The sequence below is a fragment of the Blastomonas sp. AAP25 genome (assembly GCF_001295965.1).
Classification (GTDB): domain Bacteria; phylum Pseudomonadota; class Alphaproteobacteria; order Sphingomonadales; family Sphingomonadaceae; genus Blastomonas; species Blastomonas fulva.
The window spans coordinates 60,949-86,606 of sequence record NZ_LJHP01000014.1; the positions used below are offsets into that span (position 1 = coordinate 60,949).

At 65.1% G+C, this 25,658-nt stretch carries 28 protein-coding genes and 1 tRNA gene; 10 read left to right on the plus strand and 19 right to left on the minus strand.

Annotated features, from left to right (window positions below):
- Nucleotides 1–20: 20 nt before the first annotated feature.
- The gene (locus tag IP68_RS11515) at nucleotides 21–2,324 is read right to left on the minus strand and encodes a molybdopterin cofactor-binding domain-containing protein (protein ID WP_231683946.1); all 2,304 of its coding nucleotides are present in this window, start codon (nucleotides 2,322–2,324) and stop codon (nucleotides 21–23) included.
- 2 nt (nucleotides 2,325–2,326) lie between these two features.
- Complete coding sequence (locus tag IP68_RS11520; RefSeq protein ID WP_054135190.1) at nucleotides 2,327–3,307, minus strand: Mrp/NBP35 family ATP-binding protein; 981 nt, start codon at nucleotides 3,305–3,307, stop codon at nucleotides 2,327–2,329.
- Nucleotides 3,308–3,442: 135 nt separating this feature from the next.
- On the opposite strand from IP68_RS11520, the gene hflK reads away from it, so the two are divergent.
- The 4 genes from hflK to phbB all read left to right on the plus strand — a co-directional run bounded on the left by hflK (nucleotide 3,443) and on the right by phbB (nucleotide 8,115).
- Nucleotides 3,443–4,585: an FtsH protease activity modulator HflK gene (gene hflK, locus IP68_RS11525; protein ID WP_054135140.1), complete on the plus strand. Its 1,143-nt coding sequence runs from the start codon at nucleotides 3,443–3,445 to the stop codon at nucleotides 4,583–4,585.
- Nucleotides 4,585–5,436 (plus strand): protease modulator HflC, encoded by an 852-nt coding sequence (gene hflC, locus IP68_RS11530; RefSeq protein WP_054135141.1) that lies wholly within the window; start codon nucleotides 4,585–4,587, stop codon nucleotides 5,434–5,436. The genes hflK and hflC overlap by 1 nt, the downstream gene beginning before the upstream one ends.
- 146 nt (nucleotides 5,437–5,582) lie before the next feature.
- Nucleotides 5,583–7,112 (plus strand): Do family serine endopeptidase, encoded by a 1,530-nt coding sequence (locus tag IP68_RS11535; protein WP_197275788.1) that lies wholly within the window; start codon nucleotides 5,583–5,585, stop codon nucleotides 7,110–7,112.
- A gap of 280 nt (nucleotides 7,113–7,392) precedes the next feature.
- Nucleotides 7,393–8,115, plus strand: a complete 723-nt coding sequence (gene phbB, locus IP68_RS11540) for an acetoacetyl-CoA reductase (protein WP_054135142.1) — start codon at nucleotides 7,393–7,395, stop codon at nucleotides 8,113–8,115.
- Nucleotides 8,116–8,190: 75 nt separating this feature from the next.
- Here phbB and IP68_RS11545 read toward each other — a convergent pair whose 3' ends face one another.
- Both IP68_RS11545 and IP68_RS11550 read right to left on the minus strand, forming a co-directional pair.
- Nucleotides 8,191–9,387, minus strand: a complete 1,197-nt coding sequence (locus IP68_RS11545) for an ABC transporter permease (protein ID WP_054135143.1) — start codon at nucleotides 9,385–9,387, stop codon at nucleotides 8,191–8,193.
- A complete protein-coding gene (locus IP68_RS11550; RefSeq protein ID WP_054135144.1) occupies nucleotides 9,380–10,324 on the minus strand; it encodes an ABC transporter ATP-binding protein in 945 nt (314 codons plus the stop codon). The genes IP68_RS11545 and IP68_RS11550 overlap by 8 nt, the downstream gene beginning before the upstream one ends.
- A 90-nt stretch (nucleotides 10,325–10,414) precedes the next feature.
- Here IP68_RS11550 and queG point away from each other — a divergent pair, with 90 nt between their 5' ends.
- From queG to dapD, 3 genes are read left to right on the plus strand one after another with little or no spacing between them, the layout of a single operon-like run.
- A complete protein-coding gene (gene queG, locus IP68_RS11555; RefSeq protein WP_054135145.1) occupies nucleotides 10,415–11,560 on the plus strand; it encodes a tRNA epoxyqueuosine(34) reductase QueG in 1,146 nt (381 codons plus the stop codon).
- 13 nt (nucleotides 11,561–11,573) lie between these two features.
- Nucleotides 11,574–12,248 carry a pyrimidine 5'-nucleotidase gene (locus IP68_RS11560; RefSeq protein ID WP_054135146.1) on the plus strand — a complete coding sequence of 225 codons (675 nt, stop codon included), beginning with the start codon at nucleotides 11,574–11,576 and terminating at the stop codon, nucleotides 12,246–12,248.
- Nucleotides 12,245–13,087: a 2,3,4,5-tetrahydropyridine-2,6-dicarboxylate N-succinyltransferase gene (gene dapD, locus IP68_RS11565; RefSeq protein ID WP_054135147.1), complete on the plus strand. Its 843-nt coding sequence runs from the start codon at nucleotides 12,245–12,247 to the stop codon at nucleotides 13,085–13,087. The genes IP68_RS11560 and dapD overlap by 4 nt, the downstream gene beginning before the upstream one ends.
- Before the next feature lie 179 nt (nucleotides 13,088–13,266).
- Here the strand turns inward: dapD and rplL are convergent, their stop codons facing one another.
- The 13 genes from rplL to IP68_RS11630 form a co-directional block, all read right to left on the minus strand.
- Nucleotides 13,267–13,638 carry a 50S ribosomal protein L7/L12 gene (rplL, locus tag IP68_RS11570; protein ID WP_054135148.1) on the minus strand — a complete coding sequence of 124 codons (372 nt, stop codon included), beginning with the start codon at nucleotides 13,636–13,638 and terminating at the stop codon, nucleotides 13,267–13,269.
- A 76-nt stretch (nucleotides 13,639–13,714) separates the two neighbouring features.
- Nucleotides 13,715–14,230, minus strand: a complete 516-nt coding sequence (gene rplJ, locus IP68_RS11575; protein ID WP_054135192.1) for a 50S ribosomal protein L10 — start codon at nucleotides 14,228–14,230, stop codon at nucleotides 13,715–13,717.
- 486 nt (nucleotides 14,231–14,716) lie between these two features.
- Nucleotides 14,717–15,514, minus strand: a complete 798-nt coding sequence (locus IP68_RS11580; protein ID WP_054135149.1) for a transglutaminase family protein — start codon at nucleotides 15,512–15,514, stop codon at nucleotides 14,717–14,719.
- Nucleotides 15,515–15,624: 110 nt separating this feature from the next.
- Nucleotides 15,625–16,323: a 50S ribosomal protein L1 gene (gene rplA, locus IP68_RS11585; protein WP_054135150.1), complete on the minus strand. Its 699-nt coding sequence runs from the start codon at nucleotides 16,321–16,323 to the stop codon at nucleotides 15,625–15,627.
- Between the two features lie 5 nt (nucleotides 16,324–16,328).
- Nucleotides 16,329–16,760, minus strand: a complete 432-nt coding sequence (gene rplK, locus IP68_RS11590) for a 50S ribosomal protein L11 (RefSeq protein WP_054135151.1) — start codon at nucleotides 16,758–16,760, stop codon at nucleotides 16,329–16,331.
- A gap of 261 nt (nucleotides 16,761–17,021) precedes the next feature.
- The gene (gene nusG, locus IP68_RS11595) at nucleotides 17,022–17,558 is read right to left on the minus strand and encodes a transcription termination/antitermination protein NusG (RefSeq protein WP_054135152.1); all 537 of its coding nucleotides are present in this window, start codon (nucleotides 17,556–17,558) and stop codon (nucleotides 17,022–17,024) included.
- Between the two features lie 46 nt (nucleotides 17,559–17,604).
- The gene (secE, locus tag IP68_RS11600) at nucleotides 17,605–17,811 is read right to left on the minus strand and encodes a preprotein translocase subunit SecE (RefSeq protein ID WP_054135153.1); all 207 of its coding nucleotides are present in this window, start codon (nucleotides 17,809–17,811) and stop codon (nucleotides 17,605–17,607) included.
- Nucleotides 17,812–18,000: 189 nt separating this feature from the next.
- Nucleotides 18,001–18,076 (minus strand) — tRNA-Trp (locus IP68_RS11605).
- Between the two features lie 202 nt (nucleotides 18,077–18,278).
- Entirely contained in the window at nucleotides 18,279–18,794 is a 516-nt protein-coding gene (gene rpsI, locus IP68_RS11610; protein WP_082382312.1) for a 30S ribosomal protein S9, read from the minus strand.
- Nucleotides 18,794–19,273, minus strand: coding sequence for a 50S ribosomal protein L13 (gene rplM, locus IP68_RS11615; protein ID WP_054135154.1), 480 nt, complete (start codon nucleotides 19,271–19,273; stop codon nucleotides 18,794–18,796). The genes rpsI and rplM overlap by 1 nt, the downstream gene beginning before the upstream one ends.
- Before the next feature lie 190 nt (nucleotides 19,274–19,463).
- Complete coding sequence (locus IP68_RS11620; protein WP_054135155.1) at nucleotides 19,464–20,282, minus strand: hypothetical protein; 819 nt, start codon at nucleotides 20,280–20,282, stop codon at nucleotides 19,464–19,466.
- Nucleotides 20,282–20,632 carry a divalent-cation tolerance protein CutA gene (gene cutA / locus IP68_RS11625; RefSeq protein WP_054135156.1) on the minus strand — a complete coding sequence of 117 codons (351 nt, stop codon included), beginning with the start codon at nucleotides 20,630–20,632 and terminating at the stop codon, nucleotides 20,282–20,284. Before cutA ends, IP68_RS11620 begins: the two co-directional genes overlap by 1 nt.
- Nucleotides 20,629–21,711, minus strand: coding sequence for a COX15/CtaA family protein (locus IP68_RS11630; RefSeq protein WP_054135157.1), 1,083 nt, complete (start codon nucleotides 21,709–21,711; stop codon nucleotides 20,629–20,631). Before IP68_RS11630 ends, cutA begins: the two co-directional genes overlap by 4 nt.
- Nucleotides 21,712–21,873: 162 nt before the next feature.
- Here IP68_RS11630 and IP68_RS11635 point away from each other — a divergent pair, with 162 nt between their 5' ends.
- The 3 genes from IP68_RS11635 (at nucleotide 21,874) to IP68_RS11645 (ending at nucleotide 24,186) form a co-directional block, all read left to right on the plus strand.
- Entirely contained in the window at nucleotides 21,874–22,251 is a 378-nt protein-coding gene (locus IP68_RS11635; protein WP_054135158.1) for a MerC domain-containing protein, read from the plus strand.
- A 71-nt stretch (nucleotides 22,252–22,322) separates the two neighbouring features.
- Nucleotides 22,323–23,333 (plus strand): sulfur carrier protein ThiS, encoded by a 1,011-nt coding sequence (thiS, locus tag IP68_RS11640; protein ID WP_082382313.1) that lies wholly within the window; start codon nucleotides 22,323–22,325, stop codon nucleotides 23,331–23,333.
- 463 nt (nucleotides 23,334–23,796) lie between these two features.
- Nucleotides 23,797–24,186: a UrcA family protein gene (locus IP68_RS11645; protein WP_054135159.1), complete on the plus strand. Its 390-nt coding sequence runs from the start codon at nucleotides 23,797–23,799 to the stop codon at nucleotides 24,184–24,186.
- Between the two features lie 84 nt (nucleotides 24,187–24,270).
- On the opposite strand, the gene IP68_RS11650 is transcribed toward IP68_RS11645, so the two are convergent.
- Nucleotides 24,271–24,669 (minus strand): GFA family protein, encoded by a 399-nt coding sequence (locus tag IP68_RS11650; RefSeq protein ID WP_054135160.1) that lies wholly within the window; start codon nucleotides 24,667–24,669, stop codon nucleotides 24,271–24,273.
- A 164-nt stretch (nucleotides 24,670–24,833) separates the two neighbouring features.
- Entirely contained in the window at nucleotides 24,834–25,493 is a 660-nt protein-coding gene (locus tag IP68_RS11655; protein WP_054135161.1) for a cell wall hydrolase, read from the minus strand.
- Nucleotides 25,494–25,658 lie beyond the last annotated feature (165 nt).

The window sequence follows — 25,658 nt, forward strand, 5'->3', positions numbered from 1 at the left end:
CCTGGAAATATCGAAATCGCTCACAGGCCACCTGACAGCAATGGCAGCTGGCGGAAGCGCAGGCCGGTGGCAGAGGCGAGCGCGTTGGCAATCGCGGGTGCGACAGCAGGCACGCCGATCTCGCCAAGGCCCGCAGGCGGCTCCTGGCTCTCGATAAAGTCCACGCGGATCTCCGGTATGTCGGCCAGTTGCGGCAGGGAAAGGTCTCTCAAGGCTCTGGCATCGGGATAACCATCGGTCCAGCCGGTGGCGCACCCCATCGCCATCGCAAGGCCGAATATCATGCCGCCCTCGATCTGTTGCAAGGCTATGTCGTGATTGATGATGCGCCCGGCATCGACCACCGCGGACAATCGCTCGACCCGAAAGCCGCCGCGCGCGCCTGCGCCATCTGTGCCGCTGCCGCCGCGCGAGGCGCTGGCGACGACCGCGATGTGCGCGCCGTTCCAGCTGCAGCAGGCGACGCCCTGGCCGCTGTTGTCGAGCCCGCCATCCCATTCTGCCAGCCCCGCGACGCGCGTCAGGCAGTTGGCAAGGCGGATGTTCTGCCCCAGCATCTGCACCCGGTACGACAAGGGCTCGCGCCGCGCCTGGGCGGCCAGCTCGTCGATGAACGATTCGGTGACGAACACGCCATAGCTCGCGCCATTGCCGCGCCAGCGCCCAGTGGGGATGTCGATGCGTACCGGATAATGATCGATCGCAAGGTTGGCGATGTCATAAGGCACCATCGCGCCGGAAACCGCCATCCGGTCGGCATCGCCGCTGGTGTCGGCAATCGCCTCCATGCCGTGCGAATCGTTGAACAGCCGCTGCGCCGATTCGCGCGCGCTGGGCGGGCAGGCGATCTTGACCGAGAGCGCGGCGATGTTCGCCTGTTCGTCGATCAGCGCCGCGACGCGCGCCGCGACAGGCGTGCGGACGGGATCGCGCACCGCCTCTTCCTGACGCGAGCGGGTGAGCTGCACGGGCCGACGCAGGTCGCGCGCCAGGATCGCGGCAGGCGCGACCAGATCGTCATCGAGCCTGCGGTCGAACGATCCCCCTGCGGGCATGGGATAAATCTGCACATTGGCCAGCGCGATGCCCAGCGCCTTGGCCGCGCGCCGCCGTGCGGCTGCCGGGGCCTGACTCGCCACCCACAGTTCCAGCCGGTTGTCGGCAAAGCGCGCGGTGACCGCGCCGGTTTCGAGCGTCGCATGCGGCGCGGCGGCGATGGCATAGCGCGCCGCCAGCCCCCCGCCCCCGGCAAAGCCCGCATCGCCCTCGCCGCGTTCGATCATCCGATAGCCGGTGCCCGAATCGCCGCCCTTGCCCTCGATCGCCTTGGCGAGCAATTCAGCGACATCTTCGCCGCTGCGCCGTTTGCCGCTGTGGCGGAAGCGCGGGCGCAGGCGGTTGACCGCCCTGTCCGCCGCCCACCAGCTGGTCGCCGCCGCCGCGACCCAGTCTTCGCTCTGGACGATGTCGATCAGCCCGGTCACCCCATCGGCCAGCTTGCGGTCGACGCTGACCAGGGCGGTCGCGCCTACCGGTCCCTGACGAATCGCGGCATAGACCATGTCGGGCAGGCGGACATCGCCTGCAAAGGTGGCGCTGCCATCGACCTTGCCGGGAAGATCGAGCCGCGCAAAGGGCGGCGCATCGCCCACCGGCTCGGCGCGGACATTGCCCGGCAGCGTGGTGCGCAACGGCGCAGGATCGGGAACGGCATAGCCCACTGCCTCGGCAGCGAGTTCGGCGAAGCGCAGCTTCTCGTTGCCCCAGACGACGAAGCCGTCGCGGGTATCGGTTTCCTCGACCGTTGCGCCCCAGCGGTCCGCTGCCGCCTGACACAGCAGCGAGCGCGCGGTCGCAGCCGCCGCGCGGTATCCCGCCTCATAAGCGGTGACCTCGGTATCGCCTGCGGTCACCACGAACTCGCGCATCGCGGCCCAGCGGCGCACCAGAATGTCGTTGGCATCGGGCTGCAGCGCCAGCACCGGGGGCAGCAGCAGCGGCGCCCATTCGCTCGCGAGCATGGTGTTGGCGAACACCGGAACCGGCGGCGCGGGCTCTATCGCGATCGTCCGCCAGTCCGCGCCCAGCTCTTCGGCAACGATCTGCGCGAGCACGGTGCCCACCCCCTGCCCCATTTCGCAATGCGGATTGCTGACGATCACGGTGCCGTTGGCGGCGATGCGAAGATAGGCGCCGAACACCGCCTCGTCGCCGATCAGCGCGGGCGGATTGTCATAACGGCGCGGCCACAGCGCCCAGGCGACCGTCAGTCCGGTGCCCGCGGCTGCGGTGATCAGCAGGCCGCGCCGCGTGATCTGCACCATGTTCAGCCTGCCGGCCCGAACCGGTTGTCGATCCAGGTCGAGATGCGGCCTGCAATCGCGGCGAAGCTGTCGGAGATCAGCCCCTCGCCCGATGCCGGCGGCACGCCCGCATCGCTCGACCGGCGGATCACCATGTCGAGCGGAACGCGGCCCAGGAACGGCAGGTTCATCGATTTGGCCGCCGCTTCCGCGCCGCCGATGCCGAAGGGATCGGACAATTCGCCGCAATGCGGGCAGACATAGCCCGCCATGTTCTCGATCAGCCCGATGATCGGAATGCTGCCCTGTTCGAACAGGCTGATCGCGCGCACCGCGTCCATCAGCGCCAGATCCTGCGGGGTGGAGACGATCACCGCGCCAGCCGGCTTGTGCTTCTGCAGCATCGAAAGCTGCACATCGCCGGTTCCCGGTGGCAGATCGACGATGATGTCGGTGACATCGCCCCATTGCGCGTTGATCAGCTGGTCGAGCGCCTTGCCCGCCATCGGCCCGCGCCAGGCGATGGCCTGACCCTGCGGCACGATATGGCCCATCGAGAGCAGAGGCACGCCATAATCGTTGGGCACCGGCACCAGTTTGTCGTCGCGCGCGGTGGGTTTGACATCCTCGCAATCGAACAGGCGCGGCTGGCTGGGGCCGTAGATATCGGCATCGACCAATCCGACCTTGCGCCCGGCGCGGTGCATCGCCACCGCCAGATTGGCGGAAAAGGTGGACTTGCCCACCCCGCCCTTGCCCGAGCCGACCACGATCAGCCGCGGCGGGCGGCGCTCTGCGGTCATCGCCACCTGAACCTTGGTGACGCCCTCGATCTTGAGCAGCGCGCCCTTGAGCGCGATCTCCATGCGGTCGCGCGCGAGGCCATCGAGCCCGCCGACATCGAGCACCAGCGAGACCACGCCGCCTTCGCGCAGCCGCACGCCACTTGCCCTGCCCTCGCTCGCCGCGGCTGCAGCGGTTTCAATTTCGTTCAGCTCTGCCATATTCGTCCCAAGCGCATAAAGCGGCGCACCATCATCCGGCAAGCCCCTGCCCTGCCTAGACGAAATGCGCGTGTCCGCAAAACAGATGCGCATGAAACCCCTGTTTTTATCGGAGTCACGTCCTATAAAGAGAGTATGACAAGACTGACCGGCTGGTTTTCCAACATTGCGACTATGGCCAACAACAGCCCCTGGGGCGGCGGATCGGGAGGTTCGGGCGGCCCCGGCGATTCCGGATCCGGCGGTGGCGCAGACAATGGCAGCGGTGGGGGTCCGCGCAATCCGTGGCAGCCCGCAGGGGCCAGTCCGACCGGTGGCCGCAAGGCATCCAATATCGAAGAGCTGTTCAAGCGGCGCGGCGGTGGCGGCGGCGGTTTTGGTGGCGGCGGCTTTGGCGGTCTGCCCCGGCGTCCCAACGGCAAGAGCTATCTTCCCATCGCCATCGGCCTGATCTTCGTGCTGTGGCTGCTGCTCACCAGCATCCACCGTGTCGGCCCGCAGGAGCGCGGCGTGGTCTCGTTCCTCGGCTCCTATTCGCGCACGCTGGAACCCGGCATCGCGATGACGCTGCCCTCGCCGGTGGAATCGTTCGAGGTCGTCGATGTCCAGAACATCCGCACCATCGATATCCCCGCCGCAGGCACGCAGGAAAACCTGATCCTTACCGGCGACCAGAACCTGGTGGACCTTGCCTATTCGGTGCGCTGGACGATCAAGGACCCCACGCTTTACCTGTTCCAGCTGGCCGATCCTGAAGCGACCATCCGCGAGGCGGCAGAAGCCGCGATGCGCGCCAGCGTGGCCGAAGTGACGCTCGATGATGCGATCGGCCCTGGCCGTATCGAGGTCGAGCAGAAGGTTGAGCAGCGGATGAAGGAGCTGCTCGACGGCTATCGCTCGGGCATTCAGGTGCAAGGCGTCGCGATCAAGAAGGCCGACCCGCCCGAAGCCGTCAACGAAGCGTTCAAGGCGGTGTCCGCCGCGCAGCAGGAAGCACAGACCTTCCTCAACGAGGCGCGCGCTTATGCCCAGCAGCTCACCGCTGCCGCGCAGGGCGAGGCCGCCGCGTTCGATAAGGTCTACGAGGAATACCGCATGGCGCCCGAAGTGACGCGTCGGCGCATGTATTACGAAACCATGGAGCGGGTACTGTCCAAGCTTGACAAGACGATCATCGAACCGGGCAATGTCGTCCCCTATCTGCCGCTGCCGGAACTGCGCAAGCGGGTGGAAGCGACCCCTGCGCCGCCTGTGCCAGCGACCGGGGAGGCACGCTGATGGGATCGATGATGCAACGCCCGATGCTGCTGCTCGGCCTGCTCGCATTGCTGCTGATCGTGCTGGCAAGTTCGGTCGCGGTGGTGCCCGAAACCAAGCAGGCGGTGATCGTCCGCTTCGGACAGCCGGTGCGCACCTTCAACGTCTATCGCGAGAACGAGGAATTCGGCCAGACCGGCGCGGGCCTCATCGCGCGCATCCCGTTTGCCGAACAGATCGTCTGGGTCGACAAGCGCGTGATCGCGGTCGAGATGGAGCAGCAGCAGGTGCTCTCCACCGACCAGTTGCGGCTTGAGGTCGATGCCTATGCGCGCTTCCGGATCGTCGACCCCGAGCGGATGTACGTCTCTGCCGGAAGCGTCGAGCGCGTCGCTGCTGAGCTTCGCCCGATCCTGGGATCGGCGCTGCGCAACGAGCTGGGCAAGCGCCAGTTTGCAGCCTTGCTGAGCCCCGAGCGCGGCGGCATCATGGACCGCATCCAGGCCGGGCTTGACCGCATCGCATCGCAGTACGGCGCGCAGATCGTCGACGTGCAGATCAAGCGCGCCGACCTGCCGCAGGGCACCCCGCTGCAGAGCGCGTTTCAGCGGATGCGCACCGCGCGCGAGCAGGAAGCACGCACCATCACCGCGCAGGGCCAGAAGAACGCGCAGATCATCCGCGCCGAGGCCGATGCATCCGCATCGCGTACCTATGCCAACAGCTTTGGCAAGGATGCGTCCTTCTATGAATTCTACCGTGCAATGCAGAGCTATGAACGGACGTTCCTGGGTGGATCGGGCGAAACCTCGATCATCCTGTCGCCCAACAACGAATATCTGCGCGAATTCCAGGGTCGGGGTAATCGCTAAACCGGTGCGGCGCACCTGATGCGCCGCATCATTCAATCTGCGTTCAGGCGCGGGTTGCAAACCGGACGTACCAAGGTTTTGCACCGGCTTGTCGGTGTTCTGGGGAAGCCGGTGGTCGCGTCTTAAGACATGAAGAGGAATCACACGTGCGATACGCTTATGCAGTGACGTCAGCCCTTTTGCTCGGTGGCAGCGCCGTCGTGCTGGCCACCGGCCAGCCACTGGGCGCGCAGGTCGCCCAGAACGACCAGAGCGCGATGATGGCAGCCGCCCCGCGCCCCGGCGCGCCGATGAGCTTTGCTGACCTCACCGAACAGCTGCAACCTGCGGTGGTCAACATCTCCACCCGCCAGCGGGTGCGCGTGGCCAACAATCCCTTTGCCGGAACCCCGTTCGGCGGCCTGTTCGGCGCGCCCGAAGGCGGTGGTGGTGGCGGCACCCGCGAGGCGCAGTCGCTGGGATCGGGCTTCATCATCTCGGCCGATGGCTATGTCGTCACCAACAACCACGTGATCGCAGCCGAAGGCAATGCCTCGGTCGAATCGATCACCGTGACCATGCCCGACGGCACCGAATACCCCGCCCGGCTGATCGGCCGCGATCCGCAGTCGGACCTTGCCGTGCTCAAGATCTCGGGCACCAGGCCCTTCCCGTTCGTGCGCTTTGGCGATTCGACCAAGGCGCGTGTCGGCGACTGGATCCTCGCGATCGGCAACCCCTTCGGCCTGGGCGGTACGGTGACCTCGGGAATCATCTCGGCGGTCTATCGCAACACCGGCCAGGGCGGCGCCTATGACCGCTATCTGCAGACCGACGCCGCGATCAACCGGGGCAATTCGGGTGGCCCGATGTTCGACCTCAACGGCAACGTCATCGGCATCAACAACGCGATCATCTCGCCCACCGGCGGCAGCGTCGGCATCGGCTTTGCGATCCCTGCCGAAGTCGCCGCACCCATCGTCGAGAAGCTGCGCAGCGGAACCGCGATCGAGCGCGGCTATCTGGGCGTCGGCATCACGCCGCTGACCGATGATCTTGCCGCCTCGCTGGGCCTGCCCAAGAAGCGCGGCGAGTTCATCCAGCGCGTCGAACCGGGTGAACCGGCGGAGAAGGCCGGGCTGAAGGCCGGCGATGTCGTGGTGTCGGTCGACGGCAAGGACGTGACTCCCGATCAGACGCTGTCGTTCATCGTCGCCAACACCGCCCCGGGCAAGCGTATCCCCGTCGTGGTGGTGCGCAACGGGGAGCGGATGACGCTGACCGCCACGGTCGGCAAGCGTCCGAGCGAAGAGGAGCTCAACGCACAGGCGTTCAACCCCGAAGCTGCCGAAGACTTCTCCGATCAGGACGAACAGGTTAGCGAGCAGGCCACCCGCCAGGCGCTGGCCATGGCGGTGACCGAACTGACCCCGCAGATCGCGCGGCAGATCGGCGTTCCGCCCGAGCTCAAGGGTGTCGTTGTGGCCGCGGTCGATCCTTCGGGCGATGCCGCGACCAAGGGCATCCGCCGCGGTGACGTGATCCTCTCGATCAACAACCGTCCGGTCGCGACCGGAGCGGATGTCGACCGGGTGATCGCCGAGGCGCGCGCTGCCAACCGCGAAGCCGTGCTGCTGCGCGTCCAGCGCCGCACCGGCCAACCGCAGTTCCTGCCGGTACGCCTGCGCACGAAGTAAGGGCGGCTCAGGGCGAAAACGGACAAGGGGCGGTACCATAGGGTGCCGCCCCTTTTCGTTGAGCATTGGGCTAGCTTCATCGCCGTCACCCCCGCGAACGCTGGGGTCCCGCTTTTGTGAAGCCGTTTGTGCAGAAGCGGGATTCCCGCGTTCGCGGGAATGACGAGATCGTACACCCACCGCGCCCACGCTTTTCGCGAGCGTCAACTTGTCTTGCCTGCCGCGGCTTCCTAGTGTGGCCGCGAAAGCCTTGATTCACGGGCGAGACAGGAGAGTATGCATGGGCAGAATTGCAATCGTAACCGGCGGAACGCGCGGCATTGGCGAGGCGATCAGCCTGGCGCTCAAGGATGCAGGCGCACGGGTTATCGCCAGCTACGGTGGCAATGACGAAGCCGCCAGCGCCTTTTCCAAGCGGACCGGTATCGCTGTGCAGAAATGGGATGTCGGTGACCACCAGCAGAGCATGGATGCGGTCGCCAAGATCGAAGCCGATCACGGCCCTGTCGACATCCTGGTTAACAATGCCGGCATCACCCGCGACGCGACGATGATGAAGATGACCTGGGAGCAGTGGGACGAGGTGATCCGCGTCGACCTCACCGGTTGCTTCAACATGGCCAAGGCGTGCTTCCCCGGCATGCGCACCCGCGGCTGGGGCCGCATCGTCAACATCGGATCGGTCAACGGCCAGGGCGGCCAGATCGGCCAGGTCAACTATGCCGCTGCCAAATCGGGCATCCACGGGTTCACAAAGTCGCTGGCGATGGAAGGCGCGCGCTATGGCGTCACCGCCAACGCGATCGCGCCGGGCTATATCGCCACCGAAATGCTCTCGACCATTCCGCAGAACGTGATGGACAAGATCGTGGCGCAGATCCCGGTCGGACGTCTGGGCCAGGCAGAGGAAATCGCGCGCGGCGTCGTCTTCCTCACCGCCGAGGAAGCCGCGTTCGTCACCGGATCGACGCTGTCGATCAACGGCGGCCAGCACATGTACTGATCGCCCACAAGGCACAGATCACCAAAGGGCCGTGCAGCGATGCGCGGCCCTTTTGCGTTTCAGGGCCAGTGTCGTTCAGGGTTTCGCCATCAGCCCGGCGATCAGCCCGCGCTTTGCGCCGCCGCCCGATTTGAGCACATTGCGCCGGAACAGCCGCGCGCCGAAGCGGATCAGCAGCAGCACCCACGCCGCCTGCCAGCCCAGGGCCAGCAGATGCTGCAGCACATCGGGCTCCTGCGCCGCGCGCGCCAGCATCGCGAAAGGCGAGCTGAACGGGAACGCCGCTGCAAAGATCTCGATCGGTTCGCCCAGCCGGGTGACCGAATAGGACGCGAGGAAGAAGAACAGCAATTGCCCCATCGTCGCGGGCATCGACAGCGTCTGCACCTCGCGCACCGTGGTCGCCATCGCGCCGATGCCGAGGAACAAAGATCCCAGCAGCAGATAGGCCATCGCGAAATAGGCAACGCCAAGGCCCAGGAACAAAGGCCATCCGGTCGCGGGCGCGGGCAGCTGCGGCATGCCGTTGCCCGCCGCCAGAATCGCAATCACCGCCAGCCCCGCCCAGCAGGCGATGCCGATCAGCGCCATGCCCAGCATCGCGAACAATTTGCCCAGAAAGATCGCATCGATCGGCACGGCGGCCGCGAGGATCTCGATGATCTTGTTGGTCTTTTCCTCGACCAGATTGGAGAGCACCATGCCGGCCAGCAGCATGGTGAGCAGCACCAGCAGGGCCTGACCGACCTGCGCGGTGACTAGACGCCCCTGCTCCTGCGCGCCCGAGCTTTGCGCGACCGCGCGAGTCTCAAGCTTTGCGGGCTTTGCCGCCTGCCCGGCGCGCGCGCGCTCGACCAGCAGCTCTAGCGGACCCTGCCAACGCTCGATCTCGGCTGCGGTGCCGATCAGCTGCGGGTCTGCGAGGCTTCCGGTGAGCACGCCCAGAAAGCGGGTGTCCTGTGTCGCATCGAGCAGGCGTTCGGGCTGCTCGGCCTGGCGCGCCACCAGCACCGGCACCCTGCCCTCGCCCAGTTGCGTGGCGAGTGCGGTGCGCGCCGCCAGCGCAGCCTCTGAATCGGGAGCGGACATCACCAGCGCGAAGCTGGGCCGGTCGATATCGCGTGCGACCTGCCCGCCGATGCTGCCCGCCGCAATGCCGATCGCGAGCGGAAAGACCGGGCCGAGCAGGAAGAAGAAGAACGCCTTGGAAAAGATGATCGCGGCGAAATCGCGCCTGGCGATCACCCAGGCAGCGCGCAAAAGTTCAGGCATCGGAACCCTCCTGCAGCGCTTCTTCCTCAAGCTGTCGCGCGGCATCGGCGCCTGCGATCGCGACAAAGGCATCGTGCAGCCCGGGGCGTTCGATCGACAGCGACTGGATCCCCGCCTCGCCTTCGATCAGCGCGCGCAGCAAGGGCTCGACCCCGGTTTCGGGAAGCGTGAAATGCCAGAAATGCCCCTCAGGCGCGGCATCGGCGGGCAGCGCCGCGCGCCATGGCCCGTCGAGCGACCGCGTCTCCAGCCGCACCTGCGGGCGCAACCGGTCGCGCGCCTCGGACACCGATCCGGTGAACGGCACCTTGCCGCCGGCAATGATCGCGATACGCTCGCACAGCCGTTCGGCATGTGCGATGACATGCGTGGAAAAGATCACGGTGACGCCCTTGTCGGCCTGCGCGCGGATCAGCCGCTCGAGCTTGGCCTGGTTGAGCGCGTCGAGCCCCGAGAACGGCTCGTCGAGCACGATCAGCTCGGGATCGTGCACCAGGGTGCCGAGCAGTTGGACCGTCTGCGCCATGCCCTTGGAGAGCGTGCGCACTTCCTTGTCGGCCGCCTTGCCCAGGCCATGCTCCTCGAGCATCGCCCTGCCCCGTTTGCGCCCCTCTGCGAGCGGCAGTCCGCGCAGCGCGCCCATGAAGGCGATCGCGTCATAGGCCTTCATCGAAGGATACAGCCCGCGCTCCTCGGGTAGATAGCCCACGCGCTTGGCGACATCGAGCGGATGATCGGTGCCCAGCAATGTCCGCGTGCCCTCGTCCGGATCGACGATGCCCAGCAGCATCCGCAAGGTGGTGGTCTTGCCTGCACCATTGGGTCCCAGGATGCCGAAGATGCTGCCGGCAGGAACGGTGAGGTCCACCCCGTCGACCGCGCGCTGACGCCCGAAGATCTTGACCAGCCCGCGCGCTTCGATGGCATTGGCGGTCACGGCTGGTCCTTGGGCATTGGGGTTTTGGGCGGGGTCAACGGATAGCCCATCGGTCTTGGTGGAAAGGCCTTAATCGGGTAGCGGACAAATATGGTTAGCGGCAAGAAAAACCTTGAGGCGGACATTGCAGCTGAGGCCGCGCGGCTGGGCTTTGCCGATTGCGCGATTGCGCCCGCGAGCCTGGGGCCGCAGACTGCCGCGCGGCTGCAAGACTGGCTCGCCAAGGGCTGCCATGGCGACATGCTGTGGATGGAGGCGCGCAGCGACCAGCGCGCAGACCCGGCCACCCTGTGGAGCGATGTCCGATCGGTGATCATGCTGGGGATGAGCTATGCGCCCGGTCGCGATCCCTTCGCGCTCGCCGAGCATCCGGGCCTAGGGCGGATATCGGTCTATGCGCAGGGCGGCGATTATCACAAGACGGTCAAGACCGCGCTCAAGGCGCTCGCGCGCTGGCTGGTCGAGCAAAGCGACGACGTTCAGGTCAAGGTGTTCGTCGATACCGCGCCGGTGATGGAAAAACCGCTGGCGATGGCGGCGGGGCTGGGCTGGCAGGGCAAGCACACCAATCTCGTCAGCCGCGAGCATGGTAGCTGGCTGTTCCTGGGCGCGATCTACACCACGCTCGAACTCGCGCCGAGCGGTGCGAGCGCCGACCTTTGCGGATCGTGCACCGCCTGCCAGGACGTCTGCCCGACAAACGCTTTTCCCGCGCCTTACAGGCTCGATGCGCGACGCTGCATCTCGTATCTCACGATCGAGCATGCCGGACCCATCCCCGCCGAATTGCGCGCTGGCATCGGCAACCATGTCTATGGCTGCGACGATTGCCTGGCGGTCTGCCCGTGGAACAAGTTTGCCGATGCCGCGCACCGCAACCAGGCGTTCCTGCCGCGCGCCGAGCTTGCCGCGCCCTCGCTCGCCGATCTGCTCGCGCTCGACGATGCGCAGTTCCGCGCTGTGTTCTCCGGATCACCGATCAAGCGCAGCGGGCGGGTGCGGATGGTGCGCAATGCGGCCGTGGCGGCGGGCAACAGCGGGGATCCGGCATTGGCCCCGGCGGTCGTGGCGCTGCTCGACGATGCCGACCCGGTGGTACGCGGCGCGGCGGTGTGGGCGCTGGCCGAGCTCGACTCGGCGCGCTGGGAGGCGGAGCGCGCTGCCCGCATCGCGCACGAGCAGGACGCGGACGTCCAGGCCGAATGGCGGCTTGCCGACGCGCCCGCGCCGGTCTAGGCGCAATTCCATCATGCGCCCGCCCTTCGATCACGTCCGCACCTGGATCTTCGATCTGGACAACACGCTCTACCCGGCGGAGACGGACCTGTTCGCGCTGATCGACGAGCGCATGGGGGCGTATGTCGCCGATCTGATGCAGGTCGATCTGGTCGAGGCGCGGCGCATCCAGAAAGACTATTATTACCAGCACGGCACCACGCTGGCCGGGCTGATGCTCGACCACGGCGTCGATCCGCACCATTTCCTCGATTATGTCCACGATATCGACATGGGCCGCATCGAGCCCTGCCCGGTTACCGCAGCAGGGCTGGCGCAACTTCCCGGGCGCAAGCTGATCTTCACCAACGGCGACGTGACCTATGCAGGCCGCGTGCTCGACCGGCTCGGCCTGCGCGACCAGTTCGAGGCAATCCACGACATCCACGCAACGCAATACCAGCCCAAACCGCATGCCGCAGCCTATGCAAGCCTGGTCGACAGCCTCGCGATCGATCCTGCAGCGGCGCTTTTCGTCGATGATCTCGCGCGCAACCTCAAGCCCGCCAAGCTGCTGGGCATGACTACGGTGTGGATGAACAACGGATCGGATGGCGGCACGCATGAGGCCGAACACGACTTTATCGACCATGAGATAAGCGCGCTGGGCGAGTGGCTCACCGCGCTGACACAGGAGACTGCCCGATGACCGACACACTCCAGACCCGCATCGAAGCCGCCTGGGACGGCCGCGACAGCCTCGACACCAGCCCCGGCAGCGCGGTGGGCCGTGATGTCGCTGAAGCCATCGCGCTGCTCGACAGCGGCGTGGCGCGCGTCGCCGAGCCCGACGGCAAGGGCGGCTGGCAGGTCAACCAGTGGCTCAAAAAGGCGGTGCTGCTCTCGTTCCGTTTGAACCCGATGGCAGAAATCAGCGGCGGCCCCGGCGGCGCGCACTGGTGGGACAAGGTGCCCAGCAAATTCGACGGCTGGCAGGCCGACGAGTTCAAGGCAGCGGGTTTCCGCGCGGTGCCCGGCTCGATCGTCCGCCGCGGCGCGTTCATCGCCAAGGACGCGGTGCTGATGCCCAGCTTCGTCAACATCGGCGCGCATGTCGGTGAAGGCACGATGGTCGACACCTGGGTCACCGTGGGCAGCTGCGCGCAGATCGGCCGCAACGTCCACATCTCGGGCGGCGTCGGCATCGGCGGCGTGCTCGAGCCGCTGCAGGCGGGCCCGGTGATCATCGAGGACAACTGCTTCATCGGCGCGCGCTCCGAAGTCGCCGAGGGCGTGATCGTCGGCGAGGGCGCGGTGCTTTCGATGGGCGTGTATCTGGGTTCGTCGACCAAGATCGTCGACCGCGCCACCGGCGAAGTGCATTACGGCAAGGTGCCTCCCTATGCGGTGGTCGTCCCCGGATCGATGCCCGGCAAGCCGCTGCCCGATGGCTCGCCCGGCCCGTCGCTCTATTGCGCGGTGATCGTCAAGACAGTCGATGCGCAGACGCGTTCGAAGACCGGAATCAACGAGCTGCTGCGCAGCTGACCTCTCGTCATTCCCGCGAAAGCGGAAATCCCGCTACTGCCGAAACGACAGCGCACAAGCGGGACCGCCGCGTGCGCGGGGGTGACGAAAAAGAGGAAAGACACGAAAAAGGGCGGCCTGCGCGAAGCAGACCGCCCTTTTCGTTCATCCCTGCGGCATGAAGCCGCAGGAGCAGAAGATTACTTGAGCTCGACGGTGCCGCCGGCTGCTTCGATCTTCGCCTTGATGTCTTCGGCTTCAGCCTTGCTGACGCCTTCCTTGATCGCCTTGGGAGCGCTTTCCACCAGGGTCTTCGCTTCGGTCAGGCCGAGCGAGGTGATGGCGCGGACTTCCTTGATGACCTGGATCTTCTTGCCGCCGTCGCCGGTCAGGATGACGTCGAATTCGGTCTGCTCTTCAGCAACCGGTGCAGCAGCGCCAGCAGGCGCGGCAACAGCGACAGCAGCGGCGGCCGAAACGCCCCATGCTTCTTCGAGGGCCTTCGAGAGTTCAGCGGCTTCAAGAACGGTCAGCTTCGAGAGTTCTTCGACCAGGTTTGCGATATCTGCCATTTTAAGTCTCCAGTTCTAAATCATGATAGGTGCCGCATCCGCCCGGACAGGCGAGACGCGACGAAGTTTGAAAAGCTTATGCGTCTTCCTTGGTCGCATAGGCGCCGAACACGCGGGCAAGCTGCCCAGCCGGTGCCTGAATGACCTGGACAACCTTGGTTGCCGGGGCATTGACGAGACCAATGATCTTGGCGCGCAGTTCGTCGAGCGAGGGCATCGAGGCAAGCGCCTTGACACCTTCGGCATCCAGAACCGTGTCACCCATTGCGCCGCCGACAATCTCAAGCTTTTCATTGTCCTTGGCGAAGTTCACCGCAACCTTTGCAGCCGCGACCGGATCGGTCGAGGTGGCAAGGGCAATCGGTCCGGTCAGCAGGTCGGCGATGGACTCATAGGGAGTGCCCACCGCAGCCAGCTTGGCCAGGCGATTCTTGGTGACTTTGTAGCTGGCGCCTTCTGCGCGCATCTTCGTGCGAAGCTCGGTCGACTTGGCAACGGTCAGACCCAGATTACGGGTCACCACCACCACACCGGCTTCACCGAAGGTTGCGTTCAGCGAGGCAACAGCGGCTTTTTTATCAGCACGATCCATGCTGGTCTCCTTCCACATGAGCGCATCGAACATACAGTGTGCACTGCCCGCCGGTGCGCCCGGTTCATTGCGCAGCGCCCTTGCCCTTGTGGGGGTCAAGCACTGCAGATCAGTCCGTGGGGGTGTTTGCCGAGCCGTTGCCCCGATCCGATTGGAGGGGCGAAAATGGCAGCGTCTGTCCTGATCAGATCAGGAGCAGTGAAAAACATATCCCCGTCTAGGCTGGACATTAAGCGGAGCAAATCCCCCGCACCAACTGTCTCGGACGGCGATCGGCGCGGCCTTGCGGCGTTACCGGTCAGGGCGGGCCAATAGCAGGTGGGGGCGCAGAGTCAAGGCGGGTGGCATGGTTTGCCGTCGCGCTCACGCGGAAACCATCCCTAACCCACCGGTTTTCCGTCACCCCCGCGCAGGCGGGGGTCCCGCTTCTGCGCCACCGTCCCTCCGAAGCGGGATTCCCGCGTTCGCGGGAATGACGGCATTGGGCTATTCAGCCCTTGTCACGCTGACGTTCTGCTCGACCAGCACCACCGTGCCGAAAGCGGTGAGGAAGGCGACGTCGAGCGCGTCGCGGCCGACGCCGATCTTCACCATATCGGCGGCGGTTGCCATCCCGGTGGGGTCGATGAGATGCCACGAGCCGCCAACGCCCGAGGGATCTGCAAGGAACACTTCTGCGACCGCGTGGAAATCGGGCGGGGTGACATCGGGCGCGTAGACGCTGGCGAACCGCGCCGGGATCGAGCAGGCGCGTGCGAGCACGATCATGACATGCGCATAATCGCGGCAGACGCCATGGCGCATCACGAAGCTGTCGAGCGCGGTGGTGGTTCCGTCCGACGAGCCGGACTCATACACGAAATGTTCGGTGATCCAGTCGCGCATCGCCGCGATCCGCGCGCCGCCCTGCAGCTCGCCAAATTCGGTGTCGACGAAGCTGTGGAACTTGGTGGCGGGGCAATAATGCGAATCGAACAGATACTGCACGGTTTCGCCGGGCAGCTGGTGCAGCGGCATCTGCGGCAGCGTTGCGACATCGACCAGATCGCGCAGCACCGTCATCCGGGCCCGGTAGTCGATGCTGAGCCTGCCGCTGGTGCGCAGCCAGATCCGGTCGCCGATTCCGTCCAGCGCCGCCACGCGGACGAAATGCTCGCACCGCGATGCCTCGATATGCGCCCATTCGATCCGTTGTTCGGGGATCGCGGCGGCCTCGACCTGCAGCAGGATATCGGTCGGCACATCCATGTCATAGGTGAGCGTGATGTGCAGATCGAGGGTCATCAGGGAAGCTCCAGCGGGCGGATGTGGGGGTCTGTGAAAGCCAGACACCAAAAAGGGGCCGAGGTTCCCCCCGGCCCCTGATTTAGGCTTTTAACAGCAGAGTGTGACGATCAGCCTGCGTGCACTTCCGACAGGTCCACCTTCAGGCCGGGGCCCATCGACGAGCTGACCGAGATCTTGCGCAGGTACTTGCCCTTGGAGCCCGAGGGCTTGGCACGCACGATGGCTTCGACGAACGCATCGAAGTTCGCGCGCAGCGCCTCATCGGTGAAGCTCGCCTTGCCGATGCCCGAGTGGATGATACCGGCCTTTTCGACGCGGAATTCGACCTGGCCGCCCTTGGCAGCCTTGACCGCTTCAGCGACGTTCGGGGTGACGGTGCCCAGCTTCGGGTTCGGCATCAGGCCCTTGGGACCCAGCAGCTTGCCCAGACGGCCGACCACACCCATCATGTCGGGGGTGGCGATGACGCGGTCATAATCGACCTTGCCGTTCTGCATTTCTTCCATCAGGTCTTCGGCACCGACGCGCTCGGCACCAGCGGCGAGAGCCGCATCGGCCTTGTCGCCGCGAGCGAACACGGCAACGCGCACGTCCTTGCCGGTGCCCGAGGGCAGCGACACGACACCGCGGACCATCTGGTCGGCGTGACGTGGGTCGACGCCCAGGTTCAGCGCGACTTCAATGGTTTCGTCGAACTTCGACGTCGCCAGTTCCTTGATGGTCTTGATGGCTTCGTCGACGCCGTACAGCTTTTCAGCATCGAGCTTGGCGGAGAGGGCCTTTGCCTTCTTGGTCACTTTTGCCATGATAATCAGCCCTCCACCACTTCAAGGCCCATCGACGTCGCCGAGCCTTCGATAATCTTCGTTGCCGCTTCAATGTCGTTGGCATTGAGGTCGGCCATCTTCGCCTGGGCGATTTCCGCCAGCTGCGAACGCTTGATGGTTCCGGCGCTTTCCTTGCCCGGCAGCTTCGATCCGCTCTTCAGGTTGGCAGCCTTCTTGATCAGATAGCTGGCAGGCGGGGTCTTGGTGACGAACGTGAAGCTGCGATCGCCGAACACGGTGATCACGGTGGGCAGCGGGGTGCCCTTTTCGACCTCCTGCGTCGCAGCGTTGAACTGCTTGCAGAATTCCATGATGTTCACGCCGCGCTGACCCAGAGCCGGGCCGATCGGCGGAGAGGGGTTGGCAGAGCCCGCAGGCACCTGCAGCTTGATATAGCCTTCAATCTTTTTTGCCACGATGGCACTCCTTCATTCTGTCGGGCGAGCGGCGGATGCCGGATGCCCTCAAATTAAGCGGTCAGACAACAGGTTTTAAGGCCTGTCTCCCGCACTAAACCCTCTCCCTTTACGGGAGAGGGACAGCTTCACGAAGTGAAGCAGGGAGACGGCTGGGAGCACGACCGGTGCGCCGAAGCCCTCTCCAACTTCGCCTAGGCAGCACGCTGCCAAGGCTGCGTATCCTCTCCCGTAAAGGGAGAGGATAAATCCTATGCGACCTTATTTCGCCAGTTCGACATGCTCGAAGTCGAGATCGACCGGTGTTGCACGGCCGAAGATCGAGACCGAGACCTTGACGCGGGCCTTGTCGAAATCGAGCTCCTCGACGATGCCGTTGAAGCTCGCGAACGGGCCTTCGAGCACTTTGACCGAATCGCCGATCTCGTAATCGACATCGATGCGCTGGCGCGGGGCGTTGGCGGCTTCTTCCTTGGTGTTGAGGATGCGGGCAGCCTCTGCGTCGCTGATCGCCTGCGGCTTGCCGTTGGGGCCCAGAAAGCCGGTGACCTTGGGCGTGTTCTTGACGACGTGATAGACGTCATCGGTCATCGCCAGCTTGGCCAGCACATAGCCGGGGAAGAACTTGCGCTCGGTCTGCACCTTCTTGCCGCGGCGGACTTCGGTCACGGTTTCGGTGGGCACCTCTACCTGTTCGACCAGAGCCGACAGGCCCATGCGCTCGGCATCGGCGAGAATCGCGTCGCGGACCTTGTTTTCAAAGCCCGAATAAGCGTGAATGATGTACCAGCGCGACATTCAGTTCTCTTTCAATAATCAGCCAAGCAAAATCAGGCCGCCGCGATCATGCAAGCGTGAGCAGCCATTTCACGATGGCACCGAACACCGAATCGACTGCCAGGAAGAAGATCGCCAGGATCGTCATCAGGATGAACACCATGATGGCGGTGGTGATGGTTTCCTGGCGGCTCGGCCACACGACCTTCGACGCCTCGGTCTTCACCTGGTTCACGAACTCGCCGGGACTGGTCTTCTTGCGCTCAGTGGCCATGGCCGTCTAACTTTCCTGTTTCCGATTCGCGGGGCATCATCATGCTGCAGGCACATCGCCGCCAGCCTTGCCCGGCTGAAACACGATATATGCACCCTGTCGGAGAAAGACAGCCCCATAACCGCGCCAAGCCGCAGAGGCAAGGGGATTCAGAAACTCGCGGGATTCAGAAAGCCGGGGAAGGGCCGCTGGCAGGAGTGGAGGGATTCGAACCCCCGGCATTCGGTTTTGGAGACCGACGCTCTACCAGCTGAGCTACACTCCTGTGCGGGCAGGCCGTCGCCATTAGCGGCTGCACGCCCGGTGCGCAAGCGCTGCTGTGCGGTTTTGCACCCGCCAGACGCACAACGGGGTGACCGCTTGCCCATGATCCGCGCCACAAGGGCACTGCCATGGGGGCGATCACCCCGTGTGAATTCAAAGCCGGTAGGCGCCAGGCCCCAAAAGAGCCCGGAGCCAGGACCAGATCAGCGCTTCGAGAACTGGAAGCTCTTGCGCGCCTTGGCCTTGCCGTACTTCTTGCGCTCGACGGTGCGGCTGTCGCGGGTCAGGAACCCGGCCGACTTGACTGCGCTGCGCAGCGTGGGCTCGTACTTGCTGAGCGCCTGGCTGATGCCGTGCTTGACGGCGCCGGCCTGGCCCGAAAGACCACCACCCTTGACGGTGCAGATGACATCGTACTGGCCGCGACGATCGGTGATGTCGAACACCTGGTTGATCACCAGACGCAGCGTGGGGCGTGCGAAGTACACTTCCTGGTCGCGCTTGTTGATGATGATCTTGCCGGTGCCGGGCTTCAGCCACACGCGGGCCACGGCGTCCTTGCGGCGACCGGTGGCATAGGCACGGCCCTGCTTGTCCAGTTCCTGCTCGCGGATCGGAGCCGGCGCGCCGCCACCGCCGGTGTGGGCGGGGTTGATCGGGGTTTCGACGTCGGCGGCGATGTCCTTGAGATCGGACAGGGATTGCACGGTATCAGACATTATGCACCCACCTTGTTCTTGCGGTTGAGCGAGGCAACGTCGAGCGCTTCGGGCTGCTGGCCGTTATGCGGATGTTCGGTGCCGGTAAAGAGATGCAGGTTGCGCATCTGCTGGCGGCCCAGAGGACCACGGGGAACCATGCGTTCCACCGCCTTTTCAAGCACGCGCTCGGGGAAGCGGCCGTCGAGCACCTTGGCTGCGGTCACTTCCTTGATGCCACCGATATAGCCGGTGTGCTTGTAATAGACCTTCTTGTCGCGCTTGTTGCCGGTCAACACCACCTTGCCGGCGTTGATGACGATGACATGGTCACCGCAATCGACGTGCGGGGTGTAGCTCGGCTTGTGCTTGCCGCGCAGGATGTTGGCGATGATCACCGCAACGCGGCCGACCACCAGTCCGTCGGCATCGATAATATGCCACTTCTTTTCCACGTCCGCCGGTTTGATCGACTTGGTGGTCTTGAGCAAAGCCTTCATGGCCTTCAACCTTCCAAAACATCAGCCAGGCATCTGACGGGCCCTGATCGGGCCGCCCGCCGGTCGGCTGACACGTTTCTATGAAACGAACAGGCCTTTATCGGCCTGAGCGAAGCGCGGCTAATGACGATGAGGGCCCGTTTAGTCAAGCATTTTGGGGGGATTGCAAAGAGGTAAAATGATACCTTCCTTATCCGGGGTCGGTCGCCGGCGCCTCCAGCGTGAGCGATTCGCGGAACAAGCGGCTGGTGCCCTCGACCGTGCTGGTCATGCGCCGATCCTGGTTTTCGACCAGCCCGCTGCGCAAGGACAGCGTGCCGGCAATGCTGGTGGAAAGCTGCGCGCCATCGGGCCGGGTTTCGTCCTGCGCGCTTGAAAAACCGAGGGTTTCACCGGTGAGCGATCCCAGGCGAAAGCGCGCGCCATCGGCCGAGGTCAGCTGCCCCGAGCGGCACGGGCGTCCGGCCAGCATCAGCAGCCGCGATGCCTTGACCATGTGCACCCCGGCACGCTCGGGAGGGGGCAGCGCCGCGAGCCGATCGAGGACCGCCGCGATCGCCACTTGCTCGCGCTCCGGCCGCGCAACCAGCGCGGGATCGCTGCGCAGGCGATCGATCGCCTGCCTGAGTCGCTCGGGCGCGTCAGGCGATTCGGTCACTCCCAGCAGCGTGCCGCCTGCATCGATCGTGAAGTCGAGAATCTCGTCAGCCGCGCTTTCGCCTTCGAGCGAGAGCAGCCGCAGCAATTCGGACGGAGCCTCGACCTGCTGTCCGGTCTGCTGCCAGCGCATCCGATACCCGCGGCCCGAATGGGTGAAGGACACGGCGTAGGTGACCGTCTGGATGAAGATTCCGTTCGCCAGCGGACGCTCGATCCTGCGGATCAGCACGAGCGGGGTGTCAAGCGGCGGCGCGAAGGTGATTGTGGCTGCGGGGCAGGGGGGCGATTCGGGAGGGGCAGCAAGGGCAGCGTCGGGCTGGGCGAGCAGCAGCAGCGCGCCCGCCAGCATCAGTCGATCGCCAGCGTCTGGCCCAGCACCCAGGCACGGAAGCTGGGCGGACAATAGTCCACCGGCAGCACCAGCACCGCGGGCTCGTCATAGCTGTGCAGATGGACAATCCGCGCGACCAGCGCCTTGGACTGGGGCAGTGCGGTCTTGAACAGCACCGGGACCTCGGCGGTTTCGGTGAGTTCGCCCTGCCAGTGGCAGATCGCAAGGGCAGGGGCCATGATGTTGGCACACGCGGCAAGCTGTTCGCGCACCACCGTCCGCGCGATGGTCCGCGCCTCCTCCTCGTCGGCAAAGGGGCAATAGACCAATCGGATGTCCGATCCGTCGCCCGGCAGGTCGCCGATCATGCAGCCACGGCCACTTGGCGTTGGAGCGTATCGCGCTGGCCCAGCCGGTGCGCGCCCCACGCCGTGGTCGCAACCAGGATCGCGCCCACCGCCTGGTGCAGCACCGCCAGATGCAGATCGACGCTGGTCATCACCGTGGCGATGCCAAGCAGGATCTGCAGCCCGAAGGCGGTGTGGATGGCGAGCGAGATCCGCCGGTCGACCCGGCGCACCGCGCGGCCCATCACCACCAAAGCGGCAACGGCGACGAACGCCCACCAGCGATGGATGAAGTGCAGCAGGAAGGGGTCATGCGTCAGCGCATGCACCAGCCCCTGCGACCAGTCGACATCGACGGGGAAGAACGCCCCGTTCATCAGCGGCCAGCTCTTGGCGGCATAACCCGCGTTGAGCCCGGCGACCCAGGCGCCGAACAGCAGTTGCAGGAACAAGACGCCGATCACGATCAGGCTGAGCCCCGTCATCCGCGCCGGCCTTGCTGCGGGATCACGCGCCAGTGCCTTCAGGTCGAGCGCGGTCCAGATCAGCCCGGCCATGATAAACAAGGCGTTGAGCAGATGCACCGCGAGCCGGAAATGGCTGACATCGGTGCGCTCGGACAGGCCCGATGCCACCATCCACCAGCCCACCGCGCCCTGCAGTCCACCCAGTGCGAACAGAGCGGTCAGCCGCCAGCCATAACCCTGCGGAATCGCGCGGCGCACGGCGAAATAGAGGAACGGAAGCGCGAACGCGACGCCGACCAGGCGCCCAAGCAGCCGGTGGATATACTCCCAGAAATAGATGGTCTTGAACTCGGCCAGCGTCATGCCGGCGTTGACCTCGATGTATTCGGGGATCAGCTTGTACTTCTCGAACTCGGCGACCCAAGAGGCCTCGCTCAGCGGCGGCAGCGTCCCGGTGACGACATTCCATTCGGTGATCGAGAGCCCCGATTCGGTCAGCCGGGTGATTCCCCCCACCACCACCATGGTGAACACCAGCAGTGCCACGCCATACAGCCAGTTGGCGATGGCCGAGGGGGCGGCGCGCGCGTCCAGGCGTGCGGCAGAGACAGGTGCGTGCGACAGGCTGGTCATGGTATCGCATTTCGGATGCCGCCGCCCCGCTTGCAAGGTGTTTTTTGCGCTGCGGCATCGCCGTCGGTGCTTTGCCCTCACCGCTTGGCTTGTCATGATGTTTTTGCAATCCCGCGCTCAAGCGACATTGCGCAATGATATCATATAACCTATGTGCCAGACATGTTGTCTCGTATCACCAAGTCCGGCCAGCTCGATTCTGCAGCGATTGCGCTGTCGGCATTGTGCATGGTGCATTGCGCTGCGGGCATCTGGCTGGTGGCGGGATTCGCCTCATTGGGCGGCATCCTGCTCGCCCCCTGGGTGCACGAGATCGGCTTTGCGCTTGCCGCGATCATGGCGGCGCTGGCGCTAGGCCATGGCGTCCGCTCGCACGGGGCGCGGCTGCCGCTGGCAATCGGGGTGATCGGAATCGCCTCGATGCTGATGGCGATGACCGTGCCGCACGGAAGTGCCTATGAATATGCGCTCACCCTTGCAGGCGTCGCCGCGCTGAGCGTCGCGCACCTGCTCAACTACCGCGCCGCGCGCCAGAACTGAGTTCTGCGCAAGCCGGGCACCAACATTCGCACTTGCCCTTTGCCCGTCATCCGCGCCAAGAGTTTCGGCCTATGACCAGCACCACCCACACCTCCGCCCAGATCAACCTCCACATCAATGGCGAGCCGCGCCGCGTGTCCGCCGGGCAGAGCATCGCCGCTCTGGTGACTTCGCTCGGGCTTGATCCCGCCAAGGTCGCGGTCGAGCGCAATCTGGAGATCGTGCCGCGCTCAACGCTGGCGGATGTCATGGTGGGCGAAGGCGACCGGCTCGAGATCGTGCATTTCGTCGGCGGCGGCGACCATGCAGCAGCAGACGACAACTGGACGGTGGCAGGCCACACCTTCCGTTCGCGGCTGATCGTCGGCACCGGCAAGTACAAGGACTTTGCCCAGAACGCCGCTGCCGTGGAAGCCTCGGGCGCCGAGATCGTCACCGTCGCGGTGCGCCGGGTCAACGTCTCGGACCCCAGCGCGCCGATGCTGACCGACTTCATCGACCCGATGAAGATCACCTATCTGCCCAACACCGCAGGCTGCTTCACCGGCGAGGACGCGATCCGGACGCTGCGGCTGGCGCGCGAGGCAGGCGGCTGGGATCTGGTCAAGCTCGAGGTGCTGGGCGAGGCCAAGACGCTCTATCCCGATATGCACGAGACGCTGCGCGCCACCGAGATTCTCGCCAAGGAAGGGTTCAAGCCGATGGTCTATTGCGTCGATGACCCTATCGGCGCCAAGCGGCTCGAGGATGCAGGCGCGGTCGCGATCATGCCGCTGGGCGCGCCGATCGGATCGGGGCTGGGCATCCAGAACCGGGTGACCATCCGGCTGATCGTCGAGAATGCCAAGGTCCCGGTGCTGGTCGATGCCGGCGTCGGCACCGCATCGGACGCGGCGATCGCGATGGAACTGGGTTGCGATGGCGTGCTGATGAACACCGCGATCGCCGAAGCCAGGGACCCCATCCGCATGGCGCGCGCGATGAAGCTTGCAGTAGAGGCGGGACGCGATGCGTATCTTGCCGGCCGCATGGGCACGCGCAAATATGCCGATCCCTCGAGCCCGCTCGCCGGTTTGATCTGACCGGGCACACCGGTTCCACGTGGAACCGGTGCACTGCCCTTGAAAACCTCTCTGCCTCCCGCATCGCCCCCGCGCATACGGGGCTTCTGCTGCCGCGCCGCTGTCGCCTGTCGCGACTCCCGCCATGCGCGGACATGACAAGGGCGTGTGGGAACTCCCACTTTCCCTAGCGTCAAGCTGAAACGATCATACCGATTCGGTGACAGTTTCTTTGCATATGTTACATTCGTCGACGACCCGCTGTCGTTCGTCGACGCTTGTAGTCGTTGAGCGACTCATTCGCCGATTTGGTCGAGCACCCCGCGACCCGCGCAAACCGATCTCCTATCCAGATCATGTCGCGGATGACCATAGCTCCCCAGGCCGGGCATCCGCGGCAAACCAGACGGACCGGCCCTGATGGGCCCCTTAACCAGCAGGGCCGGTCACTGTTCAGTTTGCACCATCGAAAGGACCCCTCCCCATGTTTGCCCCCGCAACCGCATCGATTTTCACTCGCACCCTGGCCGCCGCTGGCGCTGCTGCCGTTCTGTTTTCCGCCTCTGTCCAGGCCAGCCCGGTCAAGACCGTCGAAACCGCCAACGGCCGCATCGTGCGCAGCGTCGAAGTGCCGTTCGTCGACCTGGACCTGGCCAGCGCTGAAGGCGTCGCCGCACTCGAATCGCGTCTCAAGGTCGCATCGCAGCAGGTCTGCGGCGTCACCGAGCGCGTCCCGCTGCAGCAGCAGATGGACCACCAGGCCTGCATCGCCGATACTATGGCAAGCTCGAAGCGCGCGATCGTGACGCTCGTCGCCCGCGCCGAGGCCGGTGACCGCTTCAAGGCCGGCGAACGCATCGCCGTCGGCAGCTGATTTTCACCCGTTTACCACCCTTGGTAAAAGTCGAGACTGGACCGGTGGCCCCCAAGCCACCGGTCTTTTTTTCGTTGCGAACGATCAGTCGTAATGCACCATGCCGGGTGCGGTGAGCGCGATCCAGCGGTGCTTGCGCTGTTCGTACACCGAATATTCGGGCGCGGGAAACAGCGGGTCGGCAAAGGTTCCGACCGGTACAGCGATCAGGCCGGGCAGCGAATCGGCGCGATACGCCACGGTCGTCCCGCAATCCGCGCAGAAGGTGAACGTTGCAGCGGAGCCACTTTCGCCCTGCTTGGTCCACCATGCGGTTCTTCCCGTGATCGCAACACGCTCCTGCGGCCAGCGCGCCTGGAACGCAAAGGCGCTTCCGCTCCGCCGCTGGCAGTCGAGGCAGTGGCATATCGATACGCGTTGCGGATCGCCCTGGCATTCCACCGAGACCTGACCGCACGCACATCGCGCTTCCCGAATGGTCATCCACTCCTCCTCCTGAGCCTGTCGCCACGCGCCGAGGCTGCACGTCCGGCAGGCAAAAGTCGAGGCGGACGCATGAATGCGCCCGCCTCAGTCCTTCGCGACCCAAAGGACTAGCTCTCAATATCCGATCAGGGGCCTGCAGCGCTCGCTACAGGCCGTGCCGATCAGCGATAGAAGACGTGATTGTCGACAGCGGCGAGGCGCTGCATGCGCCAGCCGGGGGAGACGTGACGCGCATGGAAGAACAGCGCGCCTTCGACCGGGCTTTCCCAGGCGTCCTTCATCGCGATCTGGGCGATGGCGACAGCCTCGGCCCAGTCACGGCTGGTGGTGGGGATGGCAGGCATCCGGCCGCCCCGCACGAACGAGAACTGGCTGGGCTGATAGACCACGCCGCACAGGCTGCTGGCAAAGCGGCCAGAATCGCGCCGCGCAATCACCACCTTGGCGACCGCAAGCTGGCCGTTGAGCGTTTCGCCCTTCGATTCGAAGTACACCGCGCCTGCCAGGCACCGGGTTTCCTCGTCGATATCTGCGGGAAGATCGTGCATCGCCACAAGCTGCGTCAGGCTTTCGGCCCTGAGCGGCGGCTGGGCGGACTGGGTGTCGATCTGCTGGGGGGCGGTTTCAGCGTCTGCGACGGTTTCGACAGCGGCATCGGATGCGCCGGAAACGGTTTCATCGCTGGTCTGGGCTGGAACCGGCTGGATCATGTCGGCGATCAGCGGCGATGCAAAGGCGGCTGAAGCGTCGGTAAAGGTCAGGGTGGCGATCGAGTAGATGGCCACGGCAGCCATGCTGGCGGCCTTGAGAATGGTACTCATCAAAGTCTTTGACTGTGCGGTGAGTCACCTTGATCAGGGCAACATGCTGGCAGATCTGCATCTGCTGGCCGGTCCCGATGGGCTTCCCCCCGTCTGCGTGCCTGCCTGTTGAATTTCCGTCCGTGGATTTTCGGATGGAACCGCCGGGCCGCCTGCGCGTTTCTG

Bases quoted from the DNA above. Each gene is read 5' to 3' on its own strand.
- IP68_RS11635 (WP_054135158.1), top strand. From the start codon at position 21,874: ATGTTGTCTCGTATCACCAAGTCCGGCCAGCTCGATTCTGCAGCGATT.
- rplM (WP_054135154.1), bottom strand. From the start codon at position 19,273: ATGAAGGCTTTGCTCAAGACCACCAAGTCGATCAAACCGGCGGACGTG.
- IP68_RS11545 (WP_054135143.1), bottom strand. From the start codon at position 9,387: ATGCCTGAACTTTTGCGCGCTGCCTGGGTGATCGCCAGGCGCGATTTC.
- IP68_RS11620 (WP_054135155.1), bottom strand. From the start codon at position 20,282: ATGCTGGCGGGCGCGCTGCTGCTGCTCGCCCAGCCCGACGCTGCCCTT.
- queG (WP_054135145.1), top strand. From the start codon at position 10,415: ATGGTTAGCGGCAAGAAAAACCTTGAGGCGGACATTGCAGCTGAGGCC.
- IP68_RS11520 (WP_054135190.1), bottom strand. From the start codon at position 3,307: ATGGCAGAGCTGAACGAAATTGAAACCGCTGCAGCCGCGGCGAGCGAG.
- thiS (WP_082382313.1), top strand. From the start codon at position 22,323: ATGACCAGCACCACCCACACCTCCGCCCAGATCAACCTCCACATCAAT.
- nusG (WP_054135152.1), bottom strand. From the start codon at position 17,558: ATGTCGCGCTGGTACATCATTCACGCTTATTCGGGCTTTGAAAACAAG.
- secE (WP_054135153.1), bottom strand. From the start codon at position 17,811: ATGGCCACTGAGCGCAAGAAGACCAGTCCCGGCGAGTTCGTGAACCAG.
- hflC (WP_054135141.1), top strand. From the start codon at position 4,585: ATGGGATCGATGATGCAACGCCCGATGCTGCTGCTCGGCCTGCTCGCA.
- IP68_RS11515 (WP_231683946.1), bottom strand. From the start codon at position 2,324: ATGGTGCAGATCACGCGGCGCGGCCTGCTGATCACCGCAGCCGCGGGC.
- IP68_RS11645 (WP_054135159.1), top strand. From the start codon at position 23,797: ATGTTTGCCCCCGCAACCGCATCGATTTTCACTCGCACCCTGGCCGCC.
- rplL (WP_054135148.1), bottom strand. From the start codon at position 13,638: ATGGCAGATATCGCAAACCTGGTCGAAGAACTCTCGAAGCTGACCGTT.
- IP68_RS11580 (WP_054135149.1), bottom strand. From the start codon at position 15,514: ATGACCCTCGATCTGCACATCACGCTCACCTATGACATGGATGTGCCG.
- IP68_RS11655 (WP_054135161.1), bottom strand. From the start codon at position 25,493: ATGAGTACCATTCTCAAGGCCGCCAGCATGGCTGCCGTGGCCATCTAC.
- rpsI (WP_082382312.1), bottom strand. From the start codon at position 18,794: ATGTCTGATACCGTGCAATCCCTGTCCGATCTCAAGGACATCGCCGCC.
- IP68_RS11560 (WP_054135146.1), top strand. From the start codon at position 11,574: ATGCGCCCGCCCTTCGATCACGTCCGCACCTGGATCTTCGATCTGGAC.
- phbB (WP_054135142.1), top strand. From the start codon at position 7,393: ATGGGCAGAATTGCAATCGTAACCGGCGGAACGCGCGGCATTGGCGAG.
- IP68_RS11630 (WP_054135157.1), bottom strand. From the start codon at position 21,711: ATGACCAGCCTGTCGCACGCACCTGTCTCTGCCGCACGCCTGGACGCG.
- IP68_RS11650 (WP_054135160.1), bottom strand. From the start codon at position 24,669: ATGACCATTCGGGAAGCGCGATGTGCGTGCGGTCAGGTCTCGGTGGAA.
- cutA (WP_054135156.1), bottom strand. From the start codon at position 20,632: ATGATCGGCGACCTGCCGGGCGACGGATCGGACATCCGATTGGTCTAT.
- rplA (WP_054135150.1), bottom strand. From the start codon at position 16,323: ATGGCAAAAGTGACCAAGAAGGCAAAGGCCCTCTCCGCCAAGCTCGAT.
- dapD (WP_054135147.1), top strand. From the start codon at position 12,245: ATGACCGACACACTCCAGACCCGCATCGAAGCCGCCTGGGACGGCCGC.
- rplJ (WP_054135192.1), bottom strand. From the start codon at position 14,230: ATGGATCGTGCTGATAAAAAAGCCGCTGTTGCCTCGCTGAACGCAACC.
- hflK (WP_054135140.1), top strand. From the start codon at position 3,443: ATGACAAGACTGACCGGCTGGTTTTCCAACATTGCGACTATGGCCAAC.